The organism is Peribacillus sp. NPDC046944 (assembly GCF_050272735.1).
Taxonomy (GTDB): Bacteria; Bacillota; Bacilli; order Bacillales; family DSM-1321; genus Peribacillus.
In genome coordinates this window covers 109,022-135,718 of the sequence record NZ_JBNNML010000004.1, presented here as the reverse complement: position 1 = coordinate 135,718, position 26,697 = coordinate 109,022, and the positions used below count along the sequence as shown (strand labels likewise).

General features: G+C 41.7%; 27 protein-coding genes and 1 riboswitch. Of the genes, 5 read left to right on the top strand and 22 right to left on the bottom strand.

Features of this window, described 5'->3' with window-relative positions; genetic code table 11:
* Positions 1 to 84: 84 nt before the first annotated feature.
* On the top strand, positions 85 to 1,845 hold the full coding sequence (locus ACQKIC_RS08910) for a B12-binding domain-containing radical SAM protein (RefSeq protein WP_402867954.1): 1,761 nt from the start codon (positions 85 to 87) through the stop codon (positions 1,843 to 1,845).
* A 39-nt stretch (positions 1,846 to 1,884) separates the two neighbouring features.
* On the opposite strand, the gene ACQKIC_RS08905 is transcribed toward ACQKIC_RS08910, so the two are convergent.
* Together ACQKIC_RS08905 and ACQKIC_RS08900 are read right to left on the bottom strand one after the other, a co-directional pair.
* Positions 1,885 to 2,025 carry a hypothetical protein gene (locus tag ACQKIC_RS08905; protein WP_402867952.1) on the bottom strand — a complete coding sequence of 47 codons (141 nt, stop codon included), beginning with the start codon at positions 2,023 to 2,025 and terminating at the stop codon, positions 1,885 to 1,887.
* Positions 2,026 to 2,184, bottom strand: a complete 159-nt coding sequence (locus ACQKIC_RS08900) for a hypothetical protein (protein ID WP_402867950.1) — start codon at positions 2,182 to 2,184, stop codon at positions 2,026 to 2,028.
* A 120-nt stretch (positions 2,185 to 2,304) separates the two neighbouring features.
* Here ACQKIC_RS08900 and ACQKIC_RS08895 point away from each other — a divergent pair, with 120 nt between their 5' ends.
* Entirely contained in the window at positions 2,305 to 2,640 is a 336-nt protein-coding gene (locus ACQKIC_RS08895; RefSeq protein WP_427591046.1) for a DUF3905 domain-containing protein, read from the top strand.
* A 50-nt stretch (positions 2,641 to 2,690) separates the two neighbouring features.
* On the opposite strand, the gene ACQKIC_RS08890 is transcribed toward ACQKIC_RS08895, so the two are convergent.
* The 14 genes from ACQKIC_RS08890 to ACQKIC_RS08825 all read right to left on the bottom strand — a co-directional run bounded on the left by ACQKIC_RS08890 (position 2,691) and on the right by ACQKIC_RS08825 (position 16,482).
* Positions 2,691 to 3,668: a quinone oxidoreductase family protein gene (locus ACQKIC_RS08890; protein WP_427591045.1), complete on the bottom strand. Its 978-nt coding sequence runs from the start codon at positions 3,666 to 3,668 to the stop codon at positions 2,691 to 2,693.
* A gap of 15 nt (positions 3,669 to 3,683) precedes the next feature.
* Positions 3,684 to 4,463 (bottom strand): enoyl-CoA hydratase/isomerase family protein, encoded by a 780-nt coding sequence (locus tag ACQKIC_RS08885; RefSeq protein WP_402867944.1) that lies wholly within the window; start codon positions 4,461 to 4,463, stop codon positions 3,684 to 3,686.
* 14 nt (positions 4,464 to 4,477) lie between these two features.
* Entirely contained in the window at positions 4,478 to 5,257 is a 780-nt protein-coding gene (locus tag ACQKIC_RS08880; RefSeq protein WP_402867943.1) for an SDR family NAD(P)-dependent oxidoreductase, read from the bottom strand.
* Positions 5,258 to 5,291: 34 nt separating this feature from the next.
* Positions 5,292 to 6,050 (bottom strand): 2-phosphosulfolactate phosphatase, encoded by a 759-nt coding sequence (locus tag ACQKIC_RS08875; protein WP_427591043.1) that lies wholly within the window; start codon positions 6,048 to 6,050, stop codon positions 5,292 to 5,294.
* Between the two features lie 4 nt (positions 6,051 to 6,054).
* Positions 6,055 to 7,113 (bottom strand): phosphotransferase family protein, encoded by a 1,059-nt coding sequence (locus tag ACQKIC_RS08870; protein ID WP_427591042.1) that lies wholly within the window; start codon positions 7,111 to 7,113, stop codon positions 6,055 to 6,057.
* A gap of 30 nt (positions 7,114 to 7,143) precedes the next feature.
* A complete protein-coding gene (locus ACQKIC_RS08865; RefSeq protein ID WP_402867940.1) occupies positions 7,144 to 7,545 on the bottom strand; it encodes an acyl-CoA thioesterase in 402 nt (133 codons plus the stop codon).
* A 17-nt stretch (positions 7,546 to 7,562) separates the two neighbouring features.
* The gene (locus ACQKIC_RS08860) at positions 7,563 to 8,342 is read right to left on the bottom strand and encodes an enoyl-CoA hydratase/isomerase family protein (RefSeq protein ID WP_407408052.1); all 780 of its coding nucleotides are present in this window, start codon (positions 8,340 to 8,342) and stop codon (positions 7,563 to 7,565) included.
* Positions 8,339 to 9,226, bottom strand: coding sequence for a 3-hydroxyacyl-CoA dehydrogenase family protein (locus ACQKIC_RS08855; protein WP_402956082.1), 888 nt, complete (start codon positions 9,224 to 9,226; stop codon positions 8,339 to 8,341). Before ACQKIC_RS08855 ends, ACQKIC_RS08860 begins: the two co-directional genes overlap by 4 nt.
* 26 nt (positions 9,227 to 9,252) lie before the next feature.
* Complete coding sequence (locus ACQKIC_RS08850) at positions 9,253 to 9,816, bottom strand: TetR/AcrR family transcriptional regulator (protein WP_407408055.1); 564 nt, start codon at positions 9,814 to 9,816, stop codon at positions 9,253 to 9,255.
* 74 nt (positions 9,817 to 9,890) lie between these two features.
* Complete coding sequence (locus tag ACQKIC_RS08845; protein ID WP_407408057.1) at positions 9,891 to 11,501, bottom strand: long-chain-fatty-acid--CoA ligase; 1,611 nt, start codon at positions 11,499 to 11,501, stop codon at positions 9,891 to 9,893.
* 33 nt (positions 11,502 to 11,534) lie between these two features.
* A complete protein-coding gene (locus ACQKIC_RS08840; RefSeq protein WP_407408058.1) occupies positions 11,535 to 12,308 on the bottom strand; it encodes an SDR family oxidoreductase in 774 nt (257 codons plus the stop codon).
* The gene (locus tag ACQKIC_RS08835; RefSeq protein WP_402956487.1) at positions 12,305 to 13,474 is read right to left on the bottom strand and encodes an acyl-CoA dehydrogenase family protein; all 1,170 of its coding nucleotides are present in this window, start codon (positions 13,472 to 13,474) and stop codon (positions 12,305 to 12,307) included. The genes ACQKIC_RS08840 and ACQKIC_RS08835 overlap by 4 nt, the downstream gene beginning before the upstream one ends.
* Positions 13,475 to 13,615: 141 nt before the next feature.
* Positions 13,616 to 14,953 carry an ATP-binding protein gene (locus ACQKIC_RS08830; protein WP_427591041.1) on the bottom strand — a complete coding sequence of 446 codons (1,338 nt, stop codon included), beginning with the start codon at positions 14,951 to 14,953 and terminating at the stop codon, positions 13,616 to 13,618.
* Between the two features lie 176 nt (positions 14,954 to 15,129).
* Positions 15,130 to 16,482: a TrkH family potassium uptake protein gene (locus tag ACQKIC_RS08825; RefSeq protein ID WP_427591040.1), complete on the bottom strand. Its 1,353-nt coding sequence runs from the start codon at positions 16,480 to 16,482 to the stop codon at positions 15,130 to 15,132.
* Positions 16,483 to 16,708: 226 nt separating this feature from the next.
* Here ACQKIC_RS08825 and ACQKIC_RS08820 point away from each other — a divergent pair, with 226 nt between their 5' ends.
* Complete coding sequence (locus ACQKIC_RS08820) at positions 16,709 to 16,906, top strand: small, acid-soluble spore protein, alpha/beta type (RefSeq protein ID WP_402867932.1); 198 nt, start codon at positions 16,709 to 16,711, stop codon at positions 16,904 to 16,906.
* Positions 16,907 to 16,954: 48 nt separating this feature from the next.
* Here ACQKIC_RS08820 and ACQKIC_RS08815 read toward each other — a convergent pair whose 3' ends face one another.
* The 5 genes from ACQKIC_RS08815 to ACQKIC_RS08795 all read right to left on the bottom strand — a co-directional run bounded on the left by ACQKIC_RS08815 (position 16,955) and on the right by ACQKIC_RS08795 (position 23,167).
* Positions 16,955 to 18,367, bottom strand: a complete 1,413-nt coding sequence (locus ACQKIC_RS08815) for an anti-sigma-I factor RsgI family protein (protein ID WP_427591039.1) — start codon at positions 18,365 to 18,367, stop codon at positions 16,955 to 16,957.
* Positions 18,364 to 19,107: an RNA polymerase sigma factor SigI gene (gene sigI / locus ACQKIC_RS08810; protein ID WP_402987654.1), complete on the bottom strand. Its 744-nt coding sequence runs from the start codon at positions 19,105 to 19,107 to the stop codon at positions 18,364 to 18,366. Before sigI ends, ACQKIC_RS08815 begins: the two co-directional genes overlap by 4 nt.
* Before the next feature lie 372 nt (positions 19,108 to 19,479).
* A complete protein-coding gene (locus tag ACQKIC_RS08805) occupies positions 19,480 to 20,244 on the bottom strand; it encodes a TerC family protein (RefSeq protein ID WP_402867929.1) in 765 nt (254 codons plus the stop codon).
* An 88-nt stretch (positions 20,245 to 20,332) separates the two neighbouring features.
* Positions 20,333 to 20,433: riboswitch (yybP-ykoY riboswitch) on the bottom strand.
* Between the two features lie 54 nt (positions 20,434 to 20,487).
* Positions 20,488 to 22,050, bottom strand: coding sequence for an aldehyde dehydrogenase family protein (locus tag ACQKIC_RS08800; RefSeq protein ID WP_427591038.1), 1,563 nt, complete (start codon positions 22,048 to 22,050; stop codon positions 20,488 to 20,490).
* A gap of 16 nt (positions 22,051 to 22,066) precedes the next feature.
* Positions 22,067 to 23,167, bottom strand: coding sequence for an SDR family oxidoreductase (locus ACQKIC_RS08795; protein ID WP_427591037.1), 1,101 nt, complete (start codon positions 23,165 to 23,167; stop codon positions 22,067 to 22,069).
* 286 nt (positions 23,168 to 23,453) lie between these two features.
* Here ACQKIC_RS08795 and ACQKIC_RS08790 point away from each other — a divergent pair, with 286 nt between their 5' ends.
* Positions 23,454 to 24,650 (top strand): FtsW/RodA/SpoVE family cell cycle protein, encoded by a 1,197-nt coding sequence (locus tag ACQKIC_RS08790; protein ID WP_402867926.1) that lies wholly within the window; start codon positions 23,454 to 23,456, stop codon positions 24,648 to 24,650.
* 136 nt (positions 24,651 to 24,786) lie between these two features.
* On the top strand, positions 24,787 to 25,104 hold the full coding sequence (locus ACQKIC_RS08785; protein WP_402987647.1) for a hypothetical protein: 318 nt from the start codon (positions 24,787 to 24,789) through the stop codon (positions 25,102 to 25,104).
* Between the two features lie 46 nt (positions 25,105 to 25,150).
* Here the strand turns inward: ACQKIC_RS08785 and nhaC are convergent, their stop codons facing one another.
* Positions 25,151 to 26,545 (bottom strand): Na+/H+ antiporter NhaC, encoded by a 1,395-nt coding sequence (gene nhaC / locus ACQKIC_RS08780; RefSeq protein WP_402988015.1) that lies wholly within the window; start codon positions 26,543 to 26,545, stop codon positions 25,151 to 25,153.
* Positions 26,546 to 26,697 lie beyond the last annotated feature (152 nt).

Genomic DNA, 26,697 nt, shown 5'->3' with positions numbered 1-26,697 from the left:
TGGTACAATTATTCGTTAGTGCTTGTTGGCTTTTAGATAACATGTACACGAAAGGAGATAGGCGCTTTCATTGCGCCATTTTTTATGAATATAATTATTAGTACTCTTAATGCAAAATACATCCATACATCTCTATCCATACGATACCTGAAGGCTTATGCCCAACCGGAATACGATGCACAGCTTGCGGAATACACCATCAAAGATCCGATTATGAACATCGTCGGCGACCTCTATTCCAAAAAGCCGGATGTAATCGGATTCAGTTGTTATATATGGAATATCGAAGAAACCATGAAAGTCGTGGCGATGCTTAAAAAGATCAATCCTGAACTGGTTATCATCCTCGGTGGTCCTGAAGTGACCTACGATGTTCATGATTGGCTAGATCAAATTCCAGGTGCTGATTTTATTGTCATTGGCGAGGGGGAAGTAACCTTCAAGGACCTGCTTTCCGAAATAGAAGGGGAACACAACTATAAGAAAGTTAGTGGAATTGCTTATCGGCAAGATGGTAAAAAGGTGATTCAGCCCCAGAATGGCAAGGTGGACCTGAAATCCCTTCCCTCACCATACCGTTTAGAGGAAGATCGTAATGAGATATCCAAACGGGTGACGTATATCGAGACAAGCCGTGGCTGTCCGTTCAGCTGTCAGTTCTGCCTATCATCGATTGAAGTGGGTGTGCGCTATTTTGACCGCGAAAAAATTAAAGAAGACATCAGGTATTTGATGGATAATGGGGCAAGAACGATTAAGTTTGTCGATCGTACATTTAACATTAGCCGGAGCTATGCGATGGAGATGTTCAGGTTTTTAATTGATGAGCATCAACCTGGAGTCGTTTTTCAGTTCGAAATCACGGCTGACATCATGCGCCCGGAAGTCATTCAATTCTTGAACGATCATGCGCCTGCCGGATTGTTCCGTTTTGAAATCGGTGTACAGTCTACGAATGATCATACAAATGATCTCGTGATGAGAAGACAGAATTTCGAAAAGTTGACCCGAACTGTCACGATGGTAAAAGACGGACAGAAAATAGATCAGCATCTCGATTTAATTGCTGGCCTGCCTGAAGAAGATTATTTTTCATTCAGAAAGACCTTCAATGATGTTTTTGCACTACGCCCCGAAGAGATGCAACTCGGATTCTTAAAAATGTTGCGTGGCACTGGGCTGCGCATTAGAGCGGATGAACACGATTATATTTACAGTGATCATGCCCCTTACGAAATCCTGGGAAACAATGTTTTAACCTTTGATGATATTGTCCGCATTAAACAAGTCGAAGATGTCCTTGAAAAATACTGGAACGATCATCGAATGAACCATACAACCGAGTTCCTTGTAGAAACGGTATTTACCTCCCCATTCGACTTCTTCCAGGAATTCGGCACCTATTGGGATGAGCAGGGCTGGTCACGCATTGGGCATCAGCTTGAAGATTTATTCAAGCGATTAGAGCTATTTTTGATTAAAAGGGAAACCGATCAATTGAATAATGTCATCGGTCTCATGAAATTGGATTACTTTAAGAATCAAAAATATAAGCCACGTAAACCTTGGTGGGAAGCCTCTTTAGATAAACATGGCCGTTCTAAGATTTATGAAGAAATTCTTAAGCATCCCGAGCACCTAGGAACCGATTTCAGGGATTTACAACTGAACGAAAAGGAAATATATAAGCATACCTTGATTGAAGAACTTCCGTTTGATTTAGAAACCTACTTAACGGATGGGACCATAATTGAACAACCTTCCATCATGCTTGCCTATTTTGATCCAAGTGGTAAAGGTTCTCGTATCTTTTCACTATCTAAGGCTGAAAGCACAATACAATAAGAATAAGGACGGACCCCTGTTTGTGGGGTCCGTCCTTATTTACTTTTTGTTATTTTTCGCGGCCAGTATTTCATAGATCTCGGTTGCATTCATATCTTCACTAAATTCCATACCGAATTCCGTTCGTACGTACTGGGCCTTATCTTTTTTCTCTGGTTGTTTACGTGTTTGTTTATTCATTTAACTTCTTCCTTTTCTGCCTTGTTTAGAGTTACGGTTTGCACCCTTCATGACATTTTCATCGGCTGCAAATTCATTTGAAAATTCATCTATTCCTTGATTCTTCTTCGGCGTTTTACTGGCTTTTACAGCCCCATCAACATTGGCTTTCCTTTTCATTTTCATTCCACCTCTATAAAAAAAGTTAACATTATAGAATGGGGTAATTCCGTTCAAAATTATTCACGGATAATATATCGTCATTCGCGTACATTAAGACTAAAAACGGAGGAGGATATAATGAAGAAAAAACTCGATAACCCAATTTTATCAGATACTCAGCCACATCAAATCAATGCACCTAGCTTCAAGAACACTGGAATAAAACCAGAAGCACCATTTGTGAATGAGTATGGAGTGGTCATCGGGGACAGTAAGTACGCCTCAGACAATTCACCGCTTGAAAATTGGAATGAGGATACAGACCCGGAAATCATGGCTGGTGATGAATGGGTCCACCCGACAAATGATATTGGCTGGAACTCGACTGAAAATCGGGAACTATTAGAAGCCAAACGAGATCCTCAAGCCCCTTTTTTCCATCCCGATAAAGATGTCAGCTCCGAAACGGATTAAGCTCTCGCAAATTTAAGGGTATCCTGAAACTTCCAGGACACCCTCTTTCCTTATTTAATCTGCAAAATCAATTTCCCTTTCGTTTGACGCGCGTTCATTTCTTCATGAACCGCCGCTGCCTGTTCGATTGGATAAATACCTCCGATGGTCATCTTTAGTTTACCTGAGGCTACATAAGAGAAAAGCTCTTCGATACTCGGTACAAGCAAATCCGGCCTTTTCATGATCTGGGGTAGGAAAAAACCTATGACGGATTGATTACGGCGCATTAAATTCTGAGGATTCATCGTATATAGCTCACGACTAGCATTGCCAAAAACGACTATGCGACCAAAAGGAGCCAGACATTTCAGGGTCTTATTGAAAATGTCCCCTCCTGCCATTTCAAGGGCAACATCCACGCCCTTACCGTCTGTCGCCTCTCTCACTTCGAGCTCCCATCCCTCTTTCGTATAATCAATGAGTACGTCCGCCCCCATCTCTTTTGCGAGTTCCAATTTTTCTTCGGTGCTAGCTGTGGCAATTACTTTCCCTGCCCCGAAAATCTTTGCAAGCTGGACAGCAAGCGTCCCAACGCCCCCGGCTGCTGCATGGATAAGTACCACTTCCCCAGCCTGCAGGCGTCCCATCGTCTTTAAGATGTGATACGCACTTAGCCCTTGTAGGGGTAAAGCAACCGCGTCATGGAAAGAGATTTCATCCGGTAATGGAATTGCGGAGAATTCATTGGACAAGGCATATTCGGAATAGCCGCCTGATTCAATCAAACTCACAACCCTAGTTCCAGCCTTGATCTTGGTTACTTTTTCTCCTACTTCCACCACAACCCCTGCCACTTCTGCACCTGGAATAAACGGGAGCGGCGTTGGTACGACATATTGCCCTTCCCGCCGGGCTGTATCGGCATAGTTGACCCCGACACAGTCAATTTCAATCAATACTTCATATCCGGTAGGCGTCGGTTTTTCCTTTTCTGTCAACTTTAGAACTTCAGGTCCACCGTAGGCTTCAAATTGTATGGCTTTCATCTTCTTCCCCCTCTATTAGTTCCCCGTATATTTCGGCTTTCGTTTCTCTTTGAATGCAGTAACCCCTTCTATATGATCTTCAGTTGTCCCCATTAGGGTTTGGGTAATCCGTTCCTGTTCAAGAATTTCCTCAAGTGAAGCCGTAAACGAATGACTCACAAGTTTTTTCATCATTCCATAGGCTTTTGTTGGCCCATGTGCCAGCTTGTCGGCTATCTTTAACACTTCTTCTTCAAGTTGATTCAATGGAAATACATGATTGATAACGCCTAACTGATGTAAACGCTCGGCCGAAATCGGTTCGGCCGAGAAAAAGAGTTGTTTGGCAAGATGCGGGCCCACTAATTTCGGTAAAAAGTATGAACCACCTCCATCCGAAATTAACCCTACCTTTGAAAAACTCATAGCAAATTGGCTATCCTCTGCAGCCACGATTAAATCGCAAGCAAGTGCCAAATTAAAACCGGCCCCTGCAGCAAATCCGTGTACCGCGGCGATTATGGGAACCTCGCAGGAATCCATCGCCAATATACAATCATTCAGTTTACCGACATGGTCATACATTTGTACGGCAGTGGCCTGGCCCATCGATTTGACATCCCCTCCGGCGGAGAATGACCGTCCGGCTCCCCTGATTACGATGGCTCTTATTTGAGAATTCTGCCGAACATCAACAATCGTATTGGTTAAGTCCGCTATCATATCCGGACTAAAGGCATTCAAGCTTTCAGGGCGGTTCAAAGTCACCAGCAATACATGATTGGAAACCTCCGTTAATAAATGTTCTCTTAACATGTCTTCATCCCCCTTTATTTGATTAACCATCCACCATCCACTAAGATATCGGTGCCTGTCATGTATGAGGCTTCAGGTGAAGCGACAAATGCGATGACGTTACTGATTTCCTCTGCCTTCCCTACTCTTTCGAGGACCGTGTTTCTTTGTATCGACTTCAGGAATTTCTCATTCTGCAAGCCATCCTCCGTTAATGGAGTTTCAATGAATCCCGGTGATACCGAATTAACCCGGATTCCGTATGGAGCCAGTTCAAGTGCCAATGACTTCGTCAGACTAAGTACACCAGCTTTAGCAGAACTGTAATGCGGGATATGGGCCCCTGCTTGATGGGCGGATAGTGAGGCCGTGTTGACGATGGCCCGATTGCCGGCAGAGTCAAGTTCATGGCTTGCCGCTTCTTTCATCACCTTCCCTAAATATTTTGAGACAAGAAAGACACTTTTCAAATTGACATCTTGGATCATATCCCATACTTCTGTGGAGGTATCTAAAAGTTTGGAGGACCTCGATCCTCCCGCGTTGTTTATCAAAATATGAAGATCCCGGTATTGTTCGGTAACATACATGGCCAGCTCTTTAACGTCTTCCTCATCCGTAACATCAGCAGGAAAAATGTCAGCCAGCGGGATAGTATGGCGGGCATTGATCTCAGCCGCCACTTCTTTCAGCTTCCTTTTCGTCCTTCCTACTAATAAAACCTGTGCACCCTCATCCGTTAACCTTAATGCTGTCGCTTTCCCAATACCCGAACCCGCACCTGTTATTACAGCAATGGATTGTGAGAATCTCATTGTTTCACACCTTTCTTCTTACCTTATCGACCCTTTATCTCTGCCTATTCTTCACAGTTTGTATTTTTCCATTTATCAACTCCGGAACAAGGGTTATCGACCCTTTTTGAGTTGCCAACCTCAAATCGCCATTTAAATCATGATTTTCAAACAGCTGACCAACATGCGAAGTTTGGAGGATTTCAAAGGCACTGTTGATATTCGTGCTATAAAAGGCACATGCTGCTTTCGCTGCATCATTTAACAGGAACGCATCTTGTGTCCCATTGACCAAACAATGAATCAAATGGCCGGCCCCATAAAAATCTTCCATACTGAATTCACCCGAATTGCCCGAACACACAATAACAATGGTTTCCGTTTGGTGAACGTTTTTGATTTTTTCTGCAACGGATGGATTATTCAGTAAAGAGGCAATATACACCTTTTTGGCCGAACTTGATTTTTGTAGGGCCACTGTGCCATTAGTTGTCGATAAGACAAGCGTTTTACCCTGAACTAGCTTATTCAACAGCGTCGGACTCGGATAGATGAAGCCCTCAATAGGTTGGGCCCTCATTTCCCCGGCAAGGAGGCATTCCCCTTGAGTCATATCTTTGCTTTTCAATTCGGCATCGGCAGGGCTCAGGACAGGGATTACCTGCTCCGCTCCATTATGAAGAGCAGACACGATGGTCGTGGTTGCTAATAGCACATCTAGTACGATGGCGACTTTCTCCCCATCTAGAAGCTTGTCCCTGTTGATTTCTTCTTTTTTCAATAGCAAGTGTATATGCTGCATCGTCTGTTTCATCTAATCAGGCTTCCTTTGCGGCTACGTGGGCAGCATGAGTAATTAAACTTTTCACCATTTTCCCCAATGAAGAAAAGCGTATATCCTTGGTCTGCCCCAATTCATACCGATAATAGATTTGCTGAAGAATCACAGCTAACTTGAAATAGCCAAATGTCAAATAATAATCGATGGTAGAAACGTCTCTACCGCTTCTCACAGCATAGGCTTCGATAAATTCATTCCTTGATAAAAAACCATCCATAGTAGTAAGCGATGCTTGGCCCAAACCGGATTTGACCATTTCTGGGTCGCCACTTTCCGTCCAATAGCTTAAGGCAACGCCTAAATCAGCCAGCGGATCACCGACCGTCGACATTTCCCAATCAAAAAGACCGACCATCTCGCTTAAATTCTGGTTGAACATCGCATTATTGATCTTAAAGTCATAGTGAATGATCGAGGTTTGACTATAACGCGGCATATTCTTTTGTAAATAAGCAACGAGCGGTCCCACTTCCTTGATTTCATCCGTCTTTGCCCGTTCATATCTGGAAATCCACCCGTGTACCTGTCTCTCCATAAATCCATCAGGCTTTGAAATTTGAGCTAATCCCGTCTTTTCATATGGAATGGAATGAAGATCCGCAAGCTGATCCACCATGATAGTGGATAGTTGACGGCACTTTTCCACAGTCGGGACAATATCTTTAGGAAACTTGGAATCTATTACTATTCCATGTTTTCTTTCCATTAGAAAAAAAGGGGAGCCCACAACCGAGACATCAACCGAAAACAGGATGGGTTCAGGCGCTGCTTGAAAATACGGATGGATGGAAGAAAGAATATGGTACTCCCGTTTCATATCATGGGCTTTTGGAGCGACCGGACCAAGTGGAGGTCTCCTCAATACTGCTTCCCACTCACCGACTTTAAGTTGATAGGTCAAATTGGAATATCCTGTCGAGAACTGTTGCACTTCCAATGGATCATTTGGCAAATCCACTATCTTTTCCTGGAGGAATGCCTCTAGTCTTTTAACACCGAGCTCCTCCCCTGAACGAACAGGAATGGTATCATCCATCGTTCCCTTCACCCCTCGTACTTTAGTAAACTAGCTATGGACAATATGCGAGACTAATCTTTCTTTAATCGTTTCAGGAATGGGTTCGCTTTTTTGTTCCCCGAAATTAAAGCAAACCAATATCGCCGTTCCTTTTGCGATGGTCTCTCCCGTTTGCGAACAAATAATATCATGGCTCATCTCACAGCTTTTCGTCCCTACCTTTGTCAAATATGTTCGAACGGATAAGAGTTGGTTAAAGTACCCTTGGGTAATAAAATCGCATTTTGTCGAAGCAAGTAAGAAATTCCAGTCTTCGATATTCGAGGCCAATCCCAGCGCTTCAAAGAATTTCATTCGGGCCTCTTCAAGATAAATAAAATAACTGGTGTTATTGATATGTCCCAATGCATCCGTTTCAGAAAAACGCACGTTCACATTAAGTTCATGCATAATATACCTCCTAATTTTTAGCGATGGGAGAACGCGGGTTTCCGCTTTTCCAAAAATGCTGCAACTCCTTCTTTCACATCTTCCGTTTGAAAGATTTCCTCAAAAAGATTCGTTTCAAGCTCCAACCCTTGTTCAAGTGTCGATTCGCTCCCTTCATCGATGGCCTTCTTAATCCTTGATAGGGCCTGTAATGAATGCCTCGTCATTCGGGATGCCAACTTTTTAGACTCGTTTAATGCGCTTCCCTCATCCACGACTTTATTGACGAGCCCAATTTTTTCTGCTTCCTGAGCAGAAAGTGGATCTCCAGTAAAGATCATTTCCTTTGCTTTAGCATTTCCTACAAGTCTCGACAAACGCTGCGTGCCCCCAGCTCCTGGAAATAACCCTAATTTCACTTCCGGTAAACCGATTTGCACGCCTACTTCGGCAACACGCAAATCACAAGCCAGTGCCAATTCACATCCACCCCCTAAAGTCATTCCATTCAAAACAGCGATGGTCGGTTTAGGAAATTGGTCAATCTGAGTTAAAACCCCATGGCTTTCTCTTACCGTCTCCTTCATATTTGGATTGCCCATCATTTGTGGGAATTCTTTTATGTCCGCACCTGCGGCAAACGCCATATCTCCAGACCCGGTAATGAGCACGGCAACAATTTCATTATCATCTTTAAGTTGTGTGAAAACTTCGGACAACCCTTGAAATACCTGTCTGCTGATCACATTCAACGGCGGATTATCAATTGTCACAATCGCAAGCTGATTTTCTTTTTCCACTCTCACTAAGTTTGTCATACATTCTTCACTCCTTGATTTGTATAGTCGTACCAGCCTTTTCCAGTTTTCCTTCCTAAATTACCTTGTTTCACCTTTTCCTCTATACAGGCATTAGGTTTATCTTCTGGATTACCTGTTTCTTTATAACGTTGCTGCATAACGTAGTAACCCACATCAATACCAGACAAATCCATCAATTCAAATGGGCCAATGGGGTGACTTAAAGCTTTACGGCAAATCAAATCGATGTCCTTATAATCCGCTATCCCTTCTTCATATAAATAAAGGGCTTCCCGTTGCAACGCCCCCAATATGCGATTTGCGACGAACCCGGAAATTTCCTTGCGTAGTAAAATGCCTGTCCGATTCATTTTCTCCGTGACTTCTAATGCAAGCTTCGCTGTTTCTTCGGATGTTTGATCACTCATGACCACTTCCACGCAATCCATGACAAGAGGCGGGAAAAAGAAATGCATATTGATGAACTTATCCGGACGGTTCGTCACCCCGGAAAGTAAACTATTCACGATAGTCGAACTATTTGTCGCAAAAATGGTGTTTGCCGGTGCAAATTGCTCTAGCTTAGCGAAGACTTCCTGCTTCACTTCAATTTTTTCGACTACTGCCTCAATAATCAAATCGGCATTGCTGGCGGCTTTATTCAAATCGGTCGTAAATTGAAGACGGGTGAAGGCTGCCAATCTACTGTCTTCACTCAGCTTTCCTTTTTGCACCCATTTATTCATGATTGCCTCTAACTTTTCCTTTGCCGATTGCAAAGCAGTGTCCTGGACATCCTGTAATACCGTATTGAATCCGCCTAGGGCAGCAAGCATCGCAATTTGATGTCCCATCTGTCCTGCCCCGATTACCGATATCGACTGTATCTTATTGGTCGACATTGAGTCACCCTCCCTTTTTAACTCGTTTATTCATTAATTCCATGTAAAATCATTTCCATGAATATTTCGGCTACTTCCCGATCTGTCTTTTTTCCATCAGGGTCGAACCATTGATAACTCCAATTGACCACACCCAAAATGGCAAATGAGATAATAGAGGTATCAAGAGTAGAACGGAATTCCCCCCGTTTGCCCCCCTCTATCAACAATCCTTCTATTTTATTGCGGAATTCATCCCGCTTCGGAAGGATTTGATCCAATTTATCTTTGCTGAGGTTTTTCATTTCGCGGAAAAAGATGGTTGCACTCGACTTTTTGGACTTGATGCTTTTTAAAAGCATATAAACCATATCGAACAGCTTATCCTTACATCCTTTACTAGTATCCTGAAGAATCGTTTCCTGCCCAGTTAGCAGTTCATTGATATAAGCGAGATGAATATCCATCAGTAGCTGTTCTTTACTTGTAAAGTAATAATAAAACGTTCCTTTTGTCACCCCTACCGATTCGACAATATCCTGAATGGACGTTTCGCTGAAGCCTTTCTGTTCGAATAAGCGTATGCCATGTTCCGTCATTTTATCTTTCATGTGTGTAATCCCCGCATTCTGTTAAACTATCAGTTGAATTGATACCATAGGCTTTCGTACAATCATGCCTCTTCTTATTTCCTAGTCATTTCTTCTCTTAAAGCGCGCCTTAAAATCTTCCCGACATTTGTTTTTGGAAGTGCATCTCGAAATTCAACTAATTGAGGGACTTTATAAGCCGATAAGTTTTTCCGGCAATAATCGATGATTTCCTGTTCGCTGGTTTCCTGGTTACTTTTAAGAACAAGTACCGCTTTTACGCTTTCTCCCCTATACGCATCTGGAACTCCGATTACCACCGCTTCCTGGACGGCTGGATGCTCATAAAGTACCTCTTCCACATCACGCGGATAAATGTTATATCCGCTAGCAATGATTAAATCCTTTTTCCGATCTACAATATAGAGATATCCATCCTCATCCACTTTGGCGATGTCCCCCGTATAAAGCCATCCATCTCTCAATGTGACCGCTGTCTCCTCCGGCATGTTCCAGTACCCTTTCATCACTTGTGGGCCTTTAACCACCAGTTCTCCCAATTCTCCTGGTGATACTTCACTCAATCCCTCCCCCAGGTCCACTACTTTATAATCCGTCGATGGGAAACCAATCCCCACGCTCCCTGGCTTTCTTTCAGCAAACGCCGGATTGCAATGTGTGGTTGGGGATGCTTCCGAAAGTCCATATCCTTCCAATATCTTCGCACCTGATTTCCTCTCGAATTCACGAAGCAACTCAACGGGCATCGGTGCACTGCCACTATTACAAAGGTGTATAGAATCCATGCCGTATTCTTCGGCTTTAGGATGATTCGTCAAAGCGACGTACATTGTCGGTACACCTGGAAAAGTAGTTGGCTGTTCACGCTTGATTGTTTCAAGTACTTCTTCTATTTCAAAACGAGGGAGCATAATCGAATCCCCCGCAGTATAAATGGACAAATTCATTGCAGACTGCATCCCAAACACATGGAAAAGCGGGATGACCGTCAACGTTCGTTCCCTTCCCATTTTTAACTCATGTTTAAAAAATTCATAAGACTGAATGACATTGGCCAAAATGTTGCGATGCGTCAGCATGGCACCCTTGGATCGTCCCGTTGTTCCTCCTGTATATTGAAGGACGGCTATATCATTTACAGAATCAAATGAAACAGGGATTATGTTACCGTCACCCGTTTTCAAAAACTGGTCAAAAGCAACATCGGGTTGAAAATCTGCTTCAGATGTCTGGAGACTGACTACAATGACATTTTTCACATTCCCATTAGGCTGTACGCTCTTCACTTTTGGATACAATCCATCTAAAACGACAATGGTCTCGGCTCCCGAATCCTGTAGAATTTGCTGAAGCTCCCTTTCGACCAACATTGGATTGACTTGGGTAATGATTGCTCCTGCCGTCAAGGCCCCATAATAGGCGATAACGTATTGAGGACAGTTAGGTAGCATGAGGGCAACTCGATCACCCTTTTGCACTCCCTTTTTTTGAAGGGCGGAAGCAAAAGCCTGTGATGCAAAGAAGAGCTCTTTGTACGAAATCTTTCTCCCATAAAAGGTGATCGCTGTGTTGCTTGGATAAGACTCAAATGCCTTTTGGAGGATCTGTTGCACCGGGACTTCAGGGACTTCAATTTCCTTCAAGATTGAATCAGGATAAACGGACAGCCATCTTTTATTATTCATTACATACCCTCCAGCCATTTTTGATTCTATTTTCTACATGACATGAGAACCGCCATCAACAATCAGGATATTGCCCGTCACATAATCTGAAGCTTTTGAGGCGAGGTATACAGCAGCACCCTTCAAGTCATCCTCGTTGCCTAATCTTTTGAGCGGAGTGGAATCGAGAATAGGACTTTCCCCTTTAGCTAGCACGCCTTTCGTCATGGTTGTGGGAAAGAAACCCGGGGCTATCGCATTTATGTTGATATTATGTTGACCCCATTTAGCGGCTAAATCTTTTGTCAAGGTTATGACCGCTCCCTTGCTCGTATTATAGCCAACGGCATCCAGTATGTTTGGATTCGTACCGCCCAGACCGGCAACCGAGGCGATGTTTATGATTTTTCCATATCCCTGCTCAATCATGATCCTGCCAACAGTCTGGCACATGATAAAGGTACCCGTTACATTCACATTCATCACTTTGTTCCAGGCCTCAAGGGGCATGTCGATGGCCGATGCTCCCCAGGATGCACCGCTATTATTCACCAAGATATCGATGGAGCCAAATTTCCGGACCGTTTCATTCACGACTTCTTGTACGTCGGCAGGATTTGTGATATCGCATTTAAAGGAAAGCGCCTTTACGCCAAGTTCCTCCATGCGGGCTGCAACTTCATCACATGCGGCCTTCTTTCTTGAACACAGGACGACATTGGCCCCAGCCTCGGCAAAACCGGTCGCTATCTGTTCGCCCAATCCCCTTCCACCGCCAGTAATTATCGCCGTCTTTCCAGTTAAGTCGAATAACTCGGTTATTTTCATATTTTCACCTCATCCTTTTGATACTTACGAAGTTCGATTTTAGCCACCTGTTGACGGTGTACCTCATCTGGGCCATCCGCTAGCCGCAATGTTCTAGCATTGGCCCAATGGGCAGCAAGCGGGAAGTCACCTGAAACCCCTGCAGCACCAAAGCCTTGGATTGCACGGTCTATCACCTTCAATACCATATTGGGAGCTACTACCTTTATCATGGCTATTTCAGCTTTCGCTTCTTTATTTCCAACAGTATCCATCATATAAGCAGCTTTTAAAGTCAAAAGTCTGGCTTGTTCAATTTCAATCCTCGAATCGGCCACCCACTCCATGATCACCCCCTGTTTCGACAAAGGCTTACCGAATGCTACACGTTCTTGTATGCGCTTACATAATTCTTCAAGTGCTCTTTCAGCTGCACCGATTAGCCTCATGCAGTGATGGATCCTGCCAGGTCCGAGTCTTCCTTGAGCAATGGCAAATCCTTTCCCTTCACCCCAGAGGATGTTTTCAGAAGGGACCCTGACATTAGTAAATGTGATTTCAGCATGTCCATGTGGAGCATGGTCATAACCAAAAACAGAAAGCATACGTTCAATTTTGACGCCGGGTGTATCTAGCGGCACCAGAATCATCGATTGCTGCTCATGTTTGGGTGCTTCGGCATTGGTCTTACCCATGACAATGGCAATTTTACACCTCGGATCTCCAGCCCCAGATGACCACCACTTTCGACCATTGATGACGTATTCATCACCTTCCCTTACAATTCTGCATTCAATATTAGTTGCATCGGAAGAGGCCACTTCAGGCTCAGTCATCGAAAAACAAGACCTTATTTCCCCGGCAAGCAAGGGTTTAAGCCAGCGTTCTTTATGCTCATCCGTTCCATAACGAACCAAAACTTCCATATTTCCCGTATCCGGTGCATTACAGTTGAATATTTCGGGTCCTATCATGGATCTTCCCATGATTTCACAAAGTGGTGCATATTCAAGATTGGTTAAACCTGCTCCGTGTTCACTATCAGGTAAAAACAAATTCCAAAGTCCAGCTTCCTTCGCTTTACCCGTCAATTCAGATAAAATGGGCGGTATGGCACTCCAGCGACTGTTTTGTTTTTCTAATTCCTTTTGATAGACGGCCTCATTTGGATAGACATGTTGTTCCATGAAACCGATTAACTTTTTTTCTAAGTCCTTCACTTTTTGAGTGTGTTCGAAATTCACATTCATTCCTCCCTTTTACTAACTAACTGGTCGGTATGTTCATTATTTTCCATTATATTATTATTTTTACAATATTTTCAATAATTAAATTTTATTTTCTGAAAATTGATTCATTATTTTAAAAGGTACCTCCTTTTTTTCACTGGTTTTGCAGGTAGGAAAGATACAAACAATTTTCGTTCCTTTTGCTCTCTCACTTGTTATGAACACTTTTCCCCCATGATTTTCAATGATCTTGAAACATACAGAAAGACCTAACCCCGTACCTGACGATTTCGTCGTGAAGAATGGTTCGCCAATTTTTTGAATCGAGTGTTCTGGTATTCCCTCCCCTTCGTCCAGTATGCCTATTGAAACCTCGTGATCCTTTTCTTGAATATTGACAAAAATGTTACCACCATTCGCCATGGACTCAATCGCATTTTTTATAAGGTTAATTAGTACCTGCTTGATTTGATTTTCATCACAGTAAATTAAAATCGGGTCTTCATCAAAGTTTTTATGAATTTGGATATTATTAAGAACAGCATTTGTCTCCAACAACGTTAAAACATGATTGCAAATACCGATTAGATTTTTTTCCGAAAATTCAGTTTTACTAGGCTTCGAAAGTAACAATAATTCATTGAGGATTTGCTCGATCCGGTTAATTTCTGAGAAAATTATGTCATAATATTCCTGTTTGTTTTCAGACCCATCTTTGATTAATTTTACAAACCCCAAAATGGAAGTCATAGGATTTCGGACTTCATGGGCAATACCAGCTGCAAGTTGGGCAGCTGCAGATAACTTGCTGGAGGTAATGGCCAAATGTTCATTCAGGCTTACAAGTTTTTCTTCTGCATGTTTCCTTTCATTGATTTCCGATAATATGCCCGCCGTCCCAATGAATTCACCTCCGTCGTCATAGACTAATTTAACGAATGCTTCTACCCAAGACCCTTCATTATTTCGATTATTCATTTTAATGTCGACACGGAAATATCGCTTTCCTTCACGGAAGGAATTTGCAAACGCTTTCAAAATACGATGATAAGATGTCTTATCTATTTCTTTGGAAAAATGGAGACCCAGTGATTCATTGACAGTCCTTCCGCTCATCATTTTCCATGCTGGATTCAAGTATTGCCATTTCCCTTTTTCGTCCGTTTTAAAAATCACTTCATTGAAGCTGTTAAGCAACTCTTTAGAGGATTTAGAAATAATGCGATAACGTCCTTCGCTATCTTTCAACAATTCAATGGTCCTTTGCTTTTTATCATAGACGGCTCCTAACAACCATGCAACGACAGCAATAATGGCAAGATAGAATATTCCTACTACAGGGACTTTCCGTGACTCAGCGTAAAGCCAAACTATATAGGGTAGTTGCAATGCGGAAAATAGGGTGGGGACAACCAGTCTGCCAACATAGCTATTCAACCTTACACCTCCCATACTTACAATATAATTTTATTTATTGTCCGATTCGTTTAAGGTTTGGTTATATATGGTAAATAATCTCTTTAAAGTAAAATTCCATAAAATATCCGCAATTCCTGCTATTAACCAAAAAAACCTCTCCAATAACGGAAAGGTTCATCTTTATTATTTAATAATCAGCCAATTATGACACGCTCTTTAGGATAATGGTAGTTCTCTGTAACTTCTTTATGACCGATGATATAGAGGAAGGAGGTAATTCCAACCCGACCAATAAACATAATTATCATAATGACAACTTTGCCCACATTACTCAATTCCGGAGTAATGCCCATCGAAAGGCCTACTGAACCGAAAGCGGAACAAACTTCAAAAATGATCTGCATCAAAGTGAAGTTCTCGCTTATAGTCAAAACGAAAATCGCCAGGATACATAGCAGGGAACCCATTATCATGACAGCCGTTGCTTTTCGGGTATCATCAGGATGCACTTCCCTTTTGAATACTTTAATGGACTTTCTCCCCCGCATGAAGTTCCACAAAAAGAGAATCATGATAGCAAGGGTCGTCGTCCGTATGCCACCACCTACAGAACTAGGCGATGCTCCAATAAACATTAGAATGCTCATCAGTAATAAGGTCGGTTCCGAAAACTCGCTAACAATCATCGTGGAAAGGCCACCACTTCTCGTATTCGACGACATGAATAATGAGTAGAAAAGTGATTCATGCCAGCTTTTTCCGTGAAAAAAGCCCTTGATTTCAAGGAGATAGATAAGGATGCTGCCTCCAATGATAAGACCAAAAAAAGTTACCGAGGTCAGCTTTGTAAACAAGGAAAAGTGAAACTTATAACTACGCGAACTATTCGACAAAAACTCTTTTAATTCGATTAAGACCGGAAATCCGATTGCCCCAAGAATCAGGAGGATAATCGTGATAAATTGGACGAAATAATCGCCTTTGAAAGGGATCATGGATACACCACTAATATCAAAACCAGCATTTGTAGTGGAACTGACCGCTAAAAAGAGTCCATTTACCAAGGCTGCCTTCCAATCTGGATAATAATTCAGGAAGTAAACACCTAAAATAAGAGCTCCAATTAATTCAATTACGACAAAAATCTTTATAATTTGAATCAATAACTTAACAAGACCCGAAAGATTAGTCTGATTCTGGTCAGTCATGATCAGCTGTCTTTCTTTGATCCCAATTTTCTTGCCTAAAATCAACCAAAAAAAAGTTCCAAGTGTCATTATGCCAATTCCGCCAAATTGGAGAACGAACATTAAGATGAAATAGCCCGTGTTACTGAATACGTCAGCTGTATTGACTACGGTTAATCCTGTCACACTTACTGCGCTAACCGCAGTGAAAAGTGCATCCATGAATCCCCATCTCACTCCAGGTTTTAGAGCAACTGGCAAACTAAGCAGTATTGTAGAAACACTGACGGCCATAAAGTAATAACCAACGATAAGTTGGGCTGGCGTTAATTTTGATAATAGCTTTTTAATAGCAACCATGCAGTTTTCCTTTCTTACTCTACGTAATCGATGATTGTTACAAAATCTATCTTAGTGTACTCTTTTTTCGATGATTTTTCCATTACCTTTTAGGAACTGACTTACTTACAACAATAAGGTAGGTTTACCAATAAATTTGACATCCGTCCTATAAGTAAAAACAACCGTTTTACTCATACTATAATTACAGCGGAAAAACCGCTGAACCAATAAGGGGGAAAATAAAATGGCTAATAATAGTAGCAGCAATAAACTTCTTGTGCCTGGAATTGAACAGGCCTTAGATCAAATTAAATATGAAATTGCTTCAGAATTCGGTGTTCAATTGGGTTCAGATACATCAGCCCGAGCAAATGGTTCGGTTGGTGGAGAAATCACAAAACGACTTGTCCAGCAGGCACAATCTCAGCTTAAAGGTCAATAATTAACCTAACTGAATATAATGGATAAGGGCCCAGCTATTAGCTGGGCTCTATTTATGGTGAAAATCGATTTCATTTTTCTTAGGGGAATGTTCACTATTTTGTTTTGTTGCTTTTTCTTTATGGGGTGGTTGTTTCGGTGCTTTTTCCTTTGGCAGTTGCTGCCTTGACGCCTTTTCCTTTTGCGGCTGTGGCTTTTGCGCTTTTTCCTTTTGCGGCTGTGGCTTTGGTGCTTTCACCTTTTGTGGCTTTGGCTTTGCTGCCTTTTCCTTTTGCGGCTGTGGCTTTGGTGCTTTCACCTTTTGTGGCTGTGGCTTTGCTGCCTTTTCCTTTTGCGGCTTTGGCTTTTGTGCTTTCACCTTTTGTGGCTTTGGCTTTGCTACCTTTTCCTTTTGCGGCTTTGGCTTTTGCGCTTTCACCTTTTGTGGCTGTGGCTTTGCTACCTTTTCCTTTTGCGGCTTTGGCTTTGCTGCTTTTTCCTTTTGTGGCTGTGGCTTTGCTGCTTTTTCCTTTTGTGGCTTTGGCTTTGATGGCTCCTGCTTTGGTGCTTTTACTTTAGGATTATTCACCTTTTGTTTTTTCTGAGGCGATTCTTCCTTTTTTCTGGTTGACTCTTCTACTGAATCCCTTAAAGATTTTACCGCTTTTTCCTTTTGCTCGAGCTCTTTATTTTTTTCAGGTATTGTTCCGGCTTCTTTTTTATGTAATTCACGTTTGCTACTATTATTTTCACTGTGTCTTGAATGATTCGCGTTACTTCCCTGTACCGGTTTCCTTGTGTCCCCTTTTTCCTTCTCCTTTTTCTCGAGCTTCTTTTCCACATATTTTCCGGTAGATATCCCCTGCTCCCTTGCGTGTTTGCGGTCACTTTCTGTTGCTGGGATAACTTTCAGCTTTGTTTGGGCGATATTATCCTGAGTTGAGATTTTATTAATTTCTGATTTTAGGTTCTTATCCAGTTCTTTATTCTCATCCAATAAAGTTGTTGAAACCACAATTTGTTTTTTCCCTTTCAAATAACCAAGTTGTTTTGTGGTCTTCACGATACGATTCGTGACCGTTTTAACATTCTTGCCTTTCCAGTTTGAAATTTCCCTAATCACCAACTTCCCATCTCCATTAAGTCCAGTGAGCTTGAGAACCTCCAGTTCATCATTAAGTTCCAATTCAATACTTGGATTCACATCGATCGTCATATAAGCCGAGACATGGTCAGAAAACAATGACGGAAGGAGGGAAATGAGAATAAGAAAACTGGATGTCAAGCTGAGCACGACGGTTTTCTTTGCTGAAAAATGAAAGGTAGAAAAAGAAAAATTAAACGATGGTTTAACAGTCGAAAAGGTAATTTCCTCTCCTACTTTATAGGGTCGGGCTTTCCGTTTAGTTTTTAAGAACTCGCCTTCAGGGGTTAAAAGAGTGACAAAACGTTTATTTATAGAAAGAACAACTCCTTTTTTCATCCATTAATCACCCCTTTAATATACTCGTTCAAGTACAGGAAATCCCCATTCAGTATTATGGCCACAGCAATGATATACTTTCGGTTCCGTTCAATTGTTTTTCGACTCACTTCCACCCTACCCTCTAGCTGCTTAACAGGAAGACGTTTCTTGGTAAACAGGATTTCTTTTAACTCGTCATCTTCCATTAGCATTTTAGCTATCATGATTGCTCCTTTCCTAGCATCAGCATGTTTCGGAGAAACTTCGACAAGATCGTCAAACGACAGACCAAAATCTTGTAATTCATTTATGTAAAGATGAATTTCTTCACTTCTTTTTTCTGATTCCAATTGCTTTTCATATTCTTGTATGGAATTTTTATCATCGAAATAACTTTGGTTTTGGTTATTTTCTTCGTCCACTGCAAGATCCACAGTCATTTCTTTACGTCTTGACTGGCTCCGCAAATAGTCAATAACCCTCCTTTTAACAAGGGTTTCTGCAAATGCCAGTAACGAACTTCCTTTTTCAGGAGAATATTTATCGATTGCTTCATTAAATGCAATCAATCCAATACTGAATTCATCATCTGTTTCATATATGTAACGTCTGCAAACGGATGAGACGGTTTTAGCTATAAAAGGCTTGAATGATTCTATGGTATCATTTCGAAGGCTTAAATCGCCTTGTTGAATTTTCAAGACGGTCGATTCTAAAGAACGCTTTTTTTTGAATGCTGTAAACAACAAACCAAGCATTTGTTCACCTCGCTCCTATTGATGCAAAATTATGCATCAACATCTTAATCTTAAGGGGAGCAAGCCTAAATGACAGTTCCAAAAGACCTATTTTCCGAAAATCACAGATTAAATTTTCGATATAACATGATAAAATGCTTAGTTTTTTCTCGTTTATTACATTAAAGTTACAGTTCAATAAAAAAATCGAAGTTTTCTAATGGTTTCATAGGACATTTGTCATTTTTATTACTTTAATTTAATATTTGACTCTTAAGCATAAATTTCGAAAATAGGATTATTTTTTTGTGGGTAACGCGGTCATTTTCCACAAAATGATTAATTTTCATTGCACAAAAAAATGTCAGGCGTGACTTTCACGCCTGACATTTTTTATACTTCTTGAATTTGTTTCTCTTTTTTACTCGAAATGACCCAAGCACCAACCGCGATTCCAACTAATACAACCCAGAAAATTGACTTCCAAAGGGTTGATTCAGGGAAATGCTGTTCCAAGACGCCGAGGGAAGGATGAGCTAGCGTGTAGACGGCCAATTTAACCCCTACCCAACCTACAATCAAGAAGGCTGCAGTTTCAAGTGATGGACGCTGATGAAGCAACTTCACGAATCCATTAGCTGCAAAACGCATGATGACCAAGCCTATCATCCCGCCGAGGAACATGACAGCAAATTGTCCTCCGTCAATTCCACCGACCTTCATCCAGCCTGTAGCAGGAAGTGTAACAGCTAATGCAACGGCTGCCAGCATCGAATCAATGGCAAATGCAATATCCGCTACTTCTACTTTGACGACGGTCATCCAGAAGCCGGATTGTTTCTTAGGTTTCTTGACTTCAGCCTCGCCTTTACCAGCATATTTCTTATAAAGATGCTGAAAAGCGATGAAGAGAAGGTAAAGCGCACCGAGTGCTTGAACTTGCCATACGTCGACAAGGAAAGAAATCAGGAATAAACTTGCAAAACGGAAAACAAAAGCTCCTAACAATCCATAAAACAAAGCTTTCCGTTGTTGATCTTTTGGTAAATGCTTAACCATGACAGCCATGACGACTGCATTATCAGCAGCGAGTATCCCTTCAAGTCCGACCAAGATAAGAAGGACCCATCCATATTCCAATAATAACGATACTTCCATATATTTTACCTCCAATAGTTTGTATTTTCCTCCCTATCGGCATTTGGCAAAATAAAAAGACCTCTGCCGTATAGGCAAAGGTCTTGCTGAACATGAAATCATGTCAACAAAGCCGATGAATGTCTCCATTCACGTAATGACGACTTTGTTTTAGGGCGAACCCTAACGCTACTCCCCTTTGATTAAAGGAAAATCAGTTATTAAGTATATTAGTAGTATACGTGCTACCCGCAAAAATAACAATCATTTTTTTCGTTTTTCTTTGGAAATCTTTAATAATTCCATATATTCTCTTCCAAATTTGATCCAATTGGTCTTGGCTGAAAAGTAATGTTGGAACAGCGATAAAAATCTTGGGTATTTCCCTTCATAAGGATACCACTGGATTTCCGAATTCTTTTTCCCTTTATCCTGCATGATCGCTTTTTCATGGCAGAATATCCGCATTCCCTGTTCCCCATGATAACGGCCAATACCACTTTGCTTTGCCCCGCCAAACGGCAGTCCATGATTGGCAACGGTTATCAAGACATCATTGATGGTCACCGCTCCTGTCACTAACTGACGGGCCACCCGGTTCGCTTTTTCCTCATCCATGCTCCATACGCTTGAGTTAAGTCCATATTGACTGTCGTTCGCAAGACGAACCGCCTCTTCTTCACTATCGAATGGCACAACAGGAAGAACTGGGCCGAATGTTTCCTCATTCATGATTTTCATCGAATGATCGATATTGGACAAAATGGTCGGTGGGATGAAATAAGTACTTCCCTTTTTCCAGTCATGCGGAATGCTGCCGGATTCCATGATGGCTCCCTTATTCAGTGCATCATCCAAGTGGTCTGCAACGATATCAAGCTGGGCCGGGAACGTCATCGAACCAACATCGTCCGTTAATTGTGTACCCTGCCTTAAAGCAGTAGTCTTTTCCTTCAGCAAGGACAGAAACTCTTTATAAACGGTCCTTTCCACATAAACCCTTTCCACGCTCATGCACACCTGTCCACTGTTAGTAAAAGCTCCCCAAAGTGCCCCATTTACAGCACGTTCCAAATTGGCATCACCAAATACGATCATCGGATCCTTTCCACCAAGTTCGAGCGTAGTGGGGATTAATTGTTTAGCCGCCACTTCACCGATAATTTTACCGGTCCTTACAGATCCGGTAAAAAATATATAATCGGGTTTTTGTTCCGTCAATGCCGCCCCTAGCTCTTTTCCGCCATGGGCAAATTGAATGACGCCCTCCGGAAAACCAGCTTCTTGAAACAAGTCATCCATGCTTATACCCACTAAAGGGGTCACCTCTGAAGGCTTGGAAATGACCGTATTTCCACCAATTAAGGCATTCAGTATCGGCACCATCGCCAGTTGGAAAGGATAATTCCAAGGTGAAATGACAAGGACCGTCCCACGTGGCATATATTCAATATAGGATTTCTTACCAATTAACATGAGTGGGGTTGATGCCTTCTGCCTCGAAAGGGCTTTTGCAGCATGTTTTTCAATATGCTTGATCGCATCTATCGTTGGCATGATATCTGCCACAAGCGCTTCTATCTTGACCTTCCCCGTATCTTTCGAAATCGTTTCTGCTAGTTCATCCATCTTTTCCACCATCAAAAAACGAAGGCGCTTTAAATAGTTCAAGCGTTCGGCGATGGGTAGTTTAGACCAATTCAGAAAAGCCTGCCTTGATTTTATATATAATTGAGGAATGGACTCCAGTGGGGTTTCATCAAGTTCCGCTATTTTCTTTCCTGTTGCCGGAGAATACACTTCCCACTTTTTATGTAATTCTTCCATAATGTCTCCCCTTACTTCACCTTATTTTTATCTGGTATCTTTTTTCGTTTTTGTTTCTTAAATAAAATTCGACCATGGCCGGTACGCCATCCTTGAAATTCGGGCAAGCAATTCCAGATTCCGCTAAATCAGCCTGTGCTTTTGTACAATCGAATCGTCCCTGCCATGTGAAGTAATCCAATGCTTCTTTTTCGACACCTAAATATGTCCGTACAGGACGGATCGATAAAAAGGCCTGGCTTACCGCCATTGGCATATGACCCTTTGGTTTCTTCTTATATAATTCACCAACAAAAAGTTCATAAATCTCAGTGGCTTTACAAGGACTCGGATCGGTTAGATGATACGTCTTACCTACACCTTCTTTATATAATGCCAGATAAGCGGTTGACTGTATAATATAATCAACCGGCACAAGATTGACAACGGTCTCCCTTTCCGACGAGATATATGGGTACATAGGCAGGAAACTTAGACGATCTAGGAAGTTGAGGATAAAATATGGCCCGTCAAATTTGATGGTTTCCCCTGTCTTGGAGTGTCCCTTCACGATCCCTGGACGGATGATTGTTGTGGGTACTTCGCTTTTTAATTGCTCGACCAGTAATTCTGCATCATACTTCGTCCGCTCGTAATGGTTCTTGAAGCTTTTCGGCAGTACAAGTTCATGTTCAAACAGGTCACCTTCCCGATTACCGGCAACGTAAGCGGTACTAAAATAGGTATAACGCACAAGGTTGGGGATCCCTTTGACCCATTCATTCACATGCTTCGTACCAACGACATTGACTAGCTGAGCAATTTTTTCCGGGACAGCCAAATCATATATCGCAGCTAGATGAAAAACATGCGTGATTTCTTGTTGAAGACTTTGACTCTCCGGAACAGCGATATTGAGGTTCTCTTTCGTGATATCTCCTATCACTAATTGGAATAGCACCTTTGCCCCGTCCAGTTCACTTTCTATTGTCTTGATTTCCGCTTCCGCTTTTCCCATTTGCTCAGGTAGTACAAGTAGATAGACTTTATCTACTGCCTCGTCCCGTTTTATAAGCTCCCTAATCAACTGATTGCTAATGAACCCTGGAAAACCAGTAAAAAAGTATATATGTCCCATCCTATCCCTCCCTTTAATTATCTTAATTGTAAGTTATTTGACAAATTATTACTATTATTCAAGGGATGAAAAGAAAAATATTGTTTTTTAAAAGGAGTATCCAACCAGATTATCGAAAATAGAGAATAGTAGTATTCATGTGCATTAAATAAACCGGGTGTTTATATTCGATTCTTTAAGGTTAAATTCTAGTAAATGATTAAAATCATTATCTATCTAACCGATTTTCCGTTACTATATAAGAAGGCGAATTTTTCGCGCATACATATTCGAGGTGAGCGCACAAGTGAAAAGAATTATTAAAGCATATGATTTCCCAATTTTCATCGCAGTCACATTACTTTGTCTGTTTGGTTTAGTCATGATTTATAGTTCGAGCATGATTACTGCAGTTGCTCGATACGGCTTGTCCATGGATTTCTTCTTTGAAAAACAAAAAACGGCCTTTATCATCTCATTCATTGCCATGATCGTGACGATGATTCTTCCTTATAAGATGTACAAGCACAAAACGTTTTTAATGAGTATGATGTTTGGAATGGCTGGTATCCTTTTACTTCTATTCATCTTCGGCCATACGGCGGGTAATGCTACGAGCTGGTTTAAGATAGGAACAAAATCCATTCAGCCCGCGGAGTTTTCCAAGCTAGCCATGATTATTTATCTGGCCGCCATTTACGGTAAAAGACAGGATCGAATCAACAGCATCGATAAAGCCGTCATTCCACCGATCGGGTTTCTCGTTGGTATTTGCTTTTTAATTGCCATTCAACCTGACTATGGAACGGCTGCCGTCATATTTCTCATTGCAGTTACCATGGTCCTTTCGTCTGGCATGTCTTTTAAAAGTATCTTTAAGCTATCTATACTTACGATGCTATTAATCGGCCTTGTAGCTCTAGGCGTACTAGTGACAGGGAATTTCTCGAGTATTTTCACCGAGAATAAGGTATCCCGTTTTACCGGATTCGCTGATCCTTTCGGTACAGCCGGAGAAGACGGATATCAACTCGTGAACTCTTTATTTGCAATCGGTTCTGGCGGTCTTACGGGAGTCGGCCTTGGAGACAGCGTACAGAAGTATGGCTATCTTCCCGAATCCCATACCGATTTCATCATGGCCATCATTGCGGAAGAGCTAGGAATATTCGGTGTGGCTTTCGTCCTGTTGACACTCGGTTTCATCGTCTTAAGGGGCTTCATCCTTTCTGCAAAATGCAAAGACCCATTTGGCAGCCTTCTCTTGATTGGTATATCTTCCATGATAGGCATACAAGTGGGCATTAATGTTGGAGGCGTGACGGGGCTCATTCCCATTACAGGGATTACCCTTCCATTCATCAGTTATGGTGGTTCATCCTTACTCCTACTGATGCTTTCAATGGGTATCTACCAAAATGTCGTGATGAGAATGAACTTGCTTGAACAAAAAGAAAAAGTCATTACGACGGTTCCAACGGAAGATATTATCTCTTCCAAGTGAATTGGATAAAACCAATTTAACAAAAAAAGGGCTGACCCAAACATCATCAAAGGTGACATTTGGGGCAGCCTTTCCTATTTCAAGAACTTCAAAGGGTAGCTACTGCTTACTATACTTTAGAAAAGGAGAGGTACTGATGAAAATTAAACTGTTCATTTTTTTAACGTCTTCCAAGGAACATAAGGAAAAAAATAGATCCGAAGTTGTAATGAAAACATTTGAATCATCCTTTCGTCCCTTTCTAGGAGATATCATCGAGGACCCTGGATTTGATGCTAAGTATCATAATGGGTACGAGGTCGTAAAAGTCACTGTTAATTATGAGAAAGATGAATGCTATGTATCTATGAAACCCGTGGCCATAGATTTAGAGGAATTGTCTATCGAAGATTATATAGATAAGCTTTTGGCGAACGGATGGAGTATTGTTTCAAAAGAAGAGTCTGTAATGTAAAAAAGCGGTGAAGAAAAACCATTCGTTTTCTTCACCGCTTTTTTTCTTACTTATTATAATGAATGCCGATTTTTGTGAATCCACTGATCAAACTAAGTAATGGACAGAGTAAACAGAAAAAAGCAAATGGTGCATACTCCAAGGTCGGAACATCCAGTACCTTTGTCAGAAAGACACCACAGACTCCCCAAGGTACAAGTGGATTCACTACCGTTCCTGAATCTTCAAGCACACGTGCCAGTGTCTTAGGATGCAATCCCAGATCATCATACTTTTGTTGGAAAGCCTTCCCCGGCAACAACACCGATAAATATTGCTCCCCAACAAGGAAGTTTGTACTGATTCCTGTAAAAACAGTTGCGGCAATTAACTTCGAAACACTCGTCAGCGAATCCTGAATGCTACTAAGAATAGATGGGATAATGCCCAATTCAAATAAAAGTCCACCCATGGCCAATGCCAATAGAACGAGAGAAATCGAGAACATCATGCTTTCAATGCCACCCCGGGATAAAATGGAATCCAGCTGTTCCATCCCACTATCGAGGACGAAACCGCTAAATAGAATATCAGCTAGCTTCGGAACAGTAAGACCCGGTGTTTGTAAAAAGGCAATGATTGCTGCGGAAACGATTCCTGCAGATAAAGTCGGGATGGCTGATATCTTTTTCAAAGCCATACCTAAAACGATGATAAATGGAAGCAAGCTCCATATACTGATATTCGTTTCCATCTTCAACGTACGGCTCATCACTTCTATTTCCTCTATCCGGGCTATATTGATATCAGGGGAAAGGAAGAAAAAGATAACCAGCGTGATAATAAATCCCGGAAGTGTCGTCCAAAGCATATTTTTAATATGTTCAAACAAAGATACGCCCACTGTTTCCGATGCCAAGTTCGTTGTATCGGAAAGTGGTGACATTTTATCCCCAAGAAAGGCCCCCGAGATAATGGCACCCGCCGTGATGGCCAGCGATAAATCCATGGCCGCCGCCATTCCGATGAAAGCGACACCTATCGTAGCCGAGGTGGTGAGTGAACTCCCGATGCACAATCCGAGAAGCGATGTCACCAGAAATGTCACTGCATAAAAGGATTCACCAGAAATCCAGTCAAATCCATAATACATGATGGTCGGAATTGTTCCGCTCGCCATCCAGATTGAAATTAACATTCCAATAAAGAAGAAAATATAGATGGCTCCCATACCGGAGACCGCCCCTTTGACGATAGCTGACTCCATGATTGAAAATGGAAGCTTTTTCACTTTCCCATAAACAAATAAAAAAAGGATAGCTACTATAATTGGAATATGAGGATCCAAACCATAATGTATAATTCCAGTTGCTATAATCAATAATAGAATGGCCAAAACACCGAGTGCTTCGGGCAATGAGAGCTTAAGCTTCGCATCTTCAAGACGCATGATATTTTTCACCGCTTTCAAGTTAAATATTCTCGAGGTAAGAATCGCTCGCACTCACTTTCACTTAGACGCTTTTAAGCACTAAAGCATAGGTATAAATATATATAAGTTTTTCAATATTGTCAAAGGAATTTTATTCTATACGGTGCTCATAGTATCACCAA

Coding starts and splice junctions, on each gene's coding strand:
- ACQKIC_RS08900 (WP_402867950.1), bottom strand. CDS start 2,184: ATGAAAAGGAAAGCCAATGTTGATGGGGCTGTAAAAGCCAGTAAAACG.
- ACQKIC_RS08860 (WP_407408052.1), bottom strand. CDS start 8,342: ATGACAAACTTAGTGAGAGTGGAAAAAGAAAATCAGCTTGCGATTGTG.
- ACQKIC_RS08795 (WP_427591037.1), bottom strand. CDS start 23,167: ATGGGACATATATACTTTTTTACTGGTTTTCCAGGGTTCATTAGCAAT.
- ACQKIC_RS08910 (WP_402867954.1), top strand. CDS start 85: ATGAATATAATTATTAGTACTCTTAATGCAAAATACATCCATACATCT.
- sigI (WP_402987654.1), bottom strand. CDS start 19,107: ATGCTTGGTTTGTTGTTTACAGCATTCAAAAAAAAGCGTTCTTTAGAA.
- ACQKIC_RS08865 (WP_402867940.1), bottom strand. CDS start 7,545: ATGCATGAACTTAATGTGAACGTGCGTTTTTCTGAAACGGATGCATTG.
- ACQKIC_RS08870 (WP_427591042.1), bottom strand. CDS start 7,113: ATGGATGATACCATTCCTGTTCGTTCAGGGGAGGAGCTCGGTGTTAAA.
- ACQKIC_RS08905 (WP_402867952.1), bottom strand. CDS start 2,025: ATGAATAAACAAACACGTAAACAACCAGAGAAAAAAGATAAGGCCCAG.
- ACQKIC_RS08885 (WP_402867944.1), bottom strand. CDS start 4,463: ATGTTAAGAGAACATTTATTAACGGAGGTTTCCAATCATGTATTGCTG.
- ACQKIC_RS08850 (WP_407408055.1), bottom strand. CDS start 9,816: ATGAAAGATAAAATGACGGAACATGGCATACGCTTATTCGAACAGAAA.
- ACQKIC_RS08805 (WP_402867929.1), bottom strand. CDS start 20,244: ATGGAAGTATCGTTATTATTGGAATATGGATGGGTCCTTCTTATCTTG.
- ACQKIC_RS08800 (WP_427591038.1), bottom strand. CDS start 22,050: ATGGAAGAATTACATAAAAAGTGGGAAGTGTATTCTCCGGCAACAGGA.
- ACQKIC_RS08820 (WP_402867932.1), top strand. CDS start 16,709: ATGGCTAATAATAGTAGCAGCAATAAACTTCTTGTGCCTGGAATTGAA.
- ACQKIC_RS08785 (WP_402987647.1), top strand. CDS start 24,787: ATGAAAATTAAACTGTTCATTTTTTTAACGTCTTCCAAGGAACATAAG.
- ACQKIC_RS08835 (WP_402956487.1), bottom strand. CDS start 13,474: ATGGAACAACATGTCTATCCAAATGAGGCCGTCTATCAAAAGGAATTA.
- ACQKIC_RS08840 (WP_407408058.1), bottom strand. CDS start 12,308: ATGAAAATAACCGAGTTATTCGACTTAACTGGAAAGACGGCGATAATT.
- ACQKIC_RS08845 (WP_407408057.1), bottom strand. CDS start 11,501: ATGAATAATAAAAGATGGCTGTCCGTTTATCCTGATTCAATCTTGAAG.
- ACQKIC_RS08825 (WP_427591040.1), bottom strand. CDS start 16,482: ATGGTTGCTATTAAAAAGCTATTATCAAAATTAACGCCAGCCCAACTT.
- ACQKIC_RS08890 (WP_427591045.1), bottom strand. CDS start 3,668: ATGAAAGCCATACAATTTGAAGCCTACGGTGGACCTGAAGTTCTAAAG.
- ACQKIC_RS08855 (WP_402956082.1), bottom strand. CDS start 9,226: ATGTCGACCAATAAGATACAGTCGATATCGGTAATCGGGGCAGGACAG.
- ACQKIC_RS08815 (WP_427591039.1), bottom strand. CDS start 18,367: ATGAAAAAAGGAGTTGTTCTTTCTATAAATAAACGTTTTGTCACTCTT.
- ACQKIC_RS08880 (WP_402867943.1), bottom strand. CDS start 5,257: ATGAGATTCTCACAATCCATTGCTGTAATAACAGGTGCGGGTTCGGGT.
- ACQKIC_RS08875 (WP_427591043.1), bottom strand. CDS start 6,050: ATGAAACAGACGATGCAGCATATACACTTGCTATTGAAAAAAGAAGAA.
- ACQKIC_RS08895 (WP_427591046.1), top strand. CDS start 2,305: ATGAAGAAAAAACTCGATAACCCAATTTTATCAGATACTCAGCCACAT.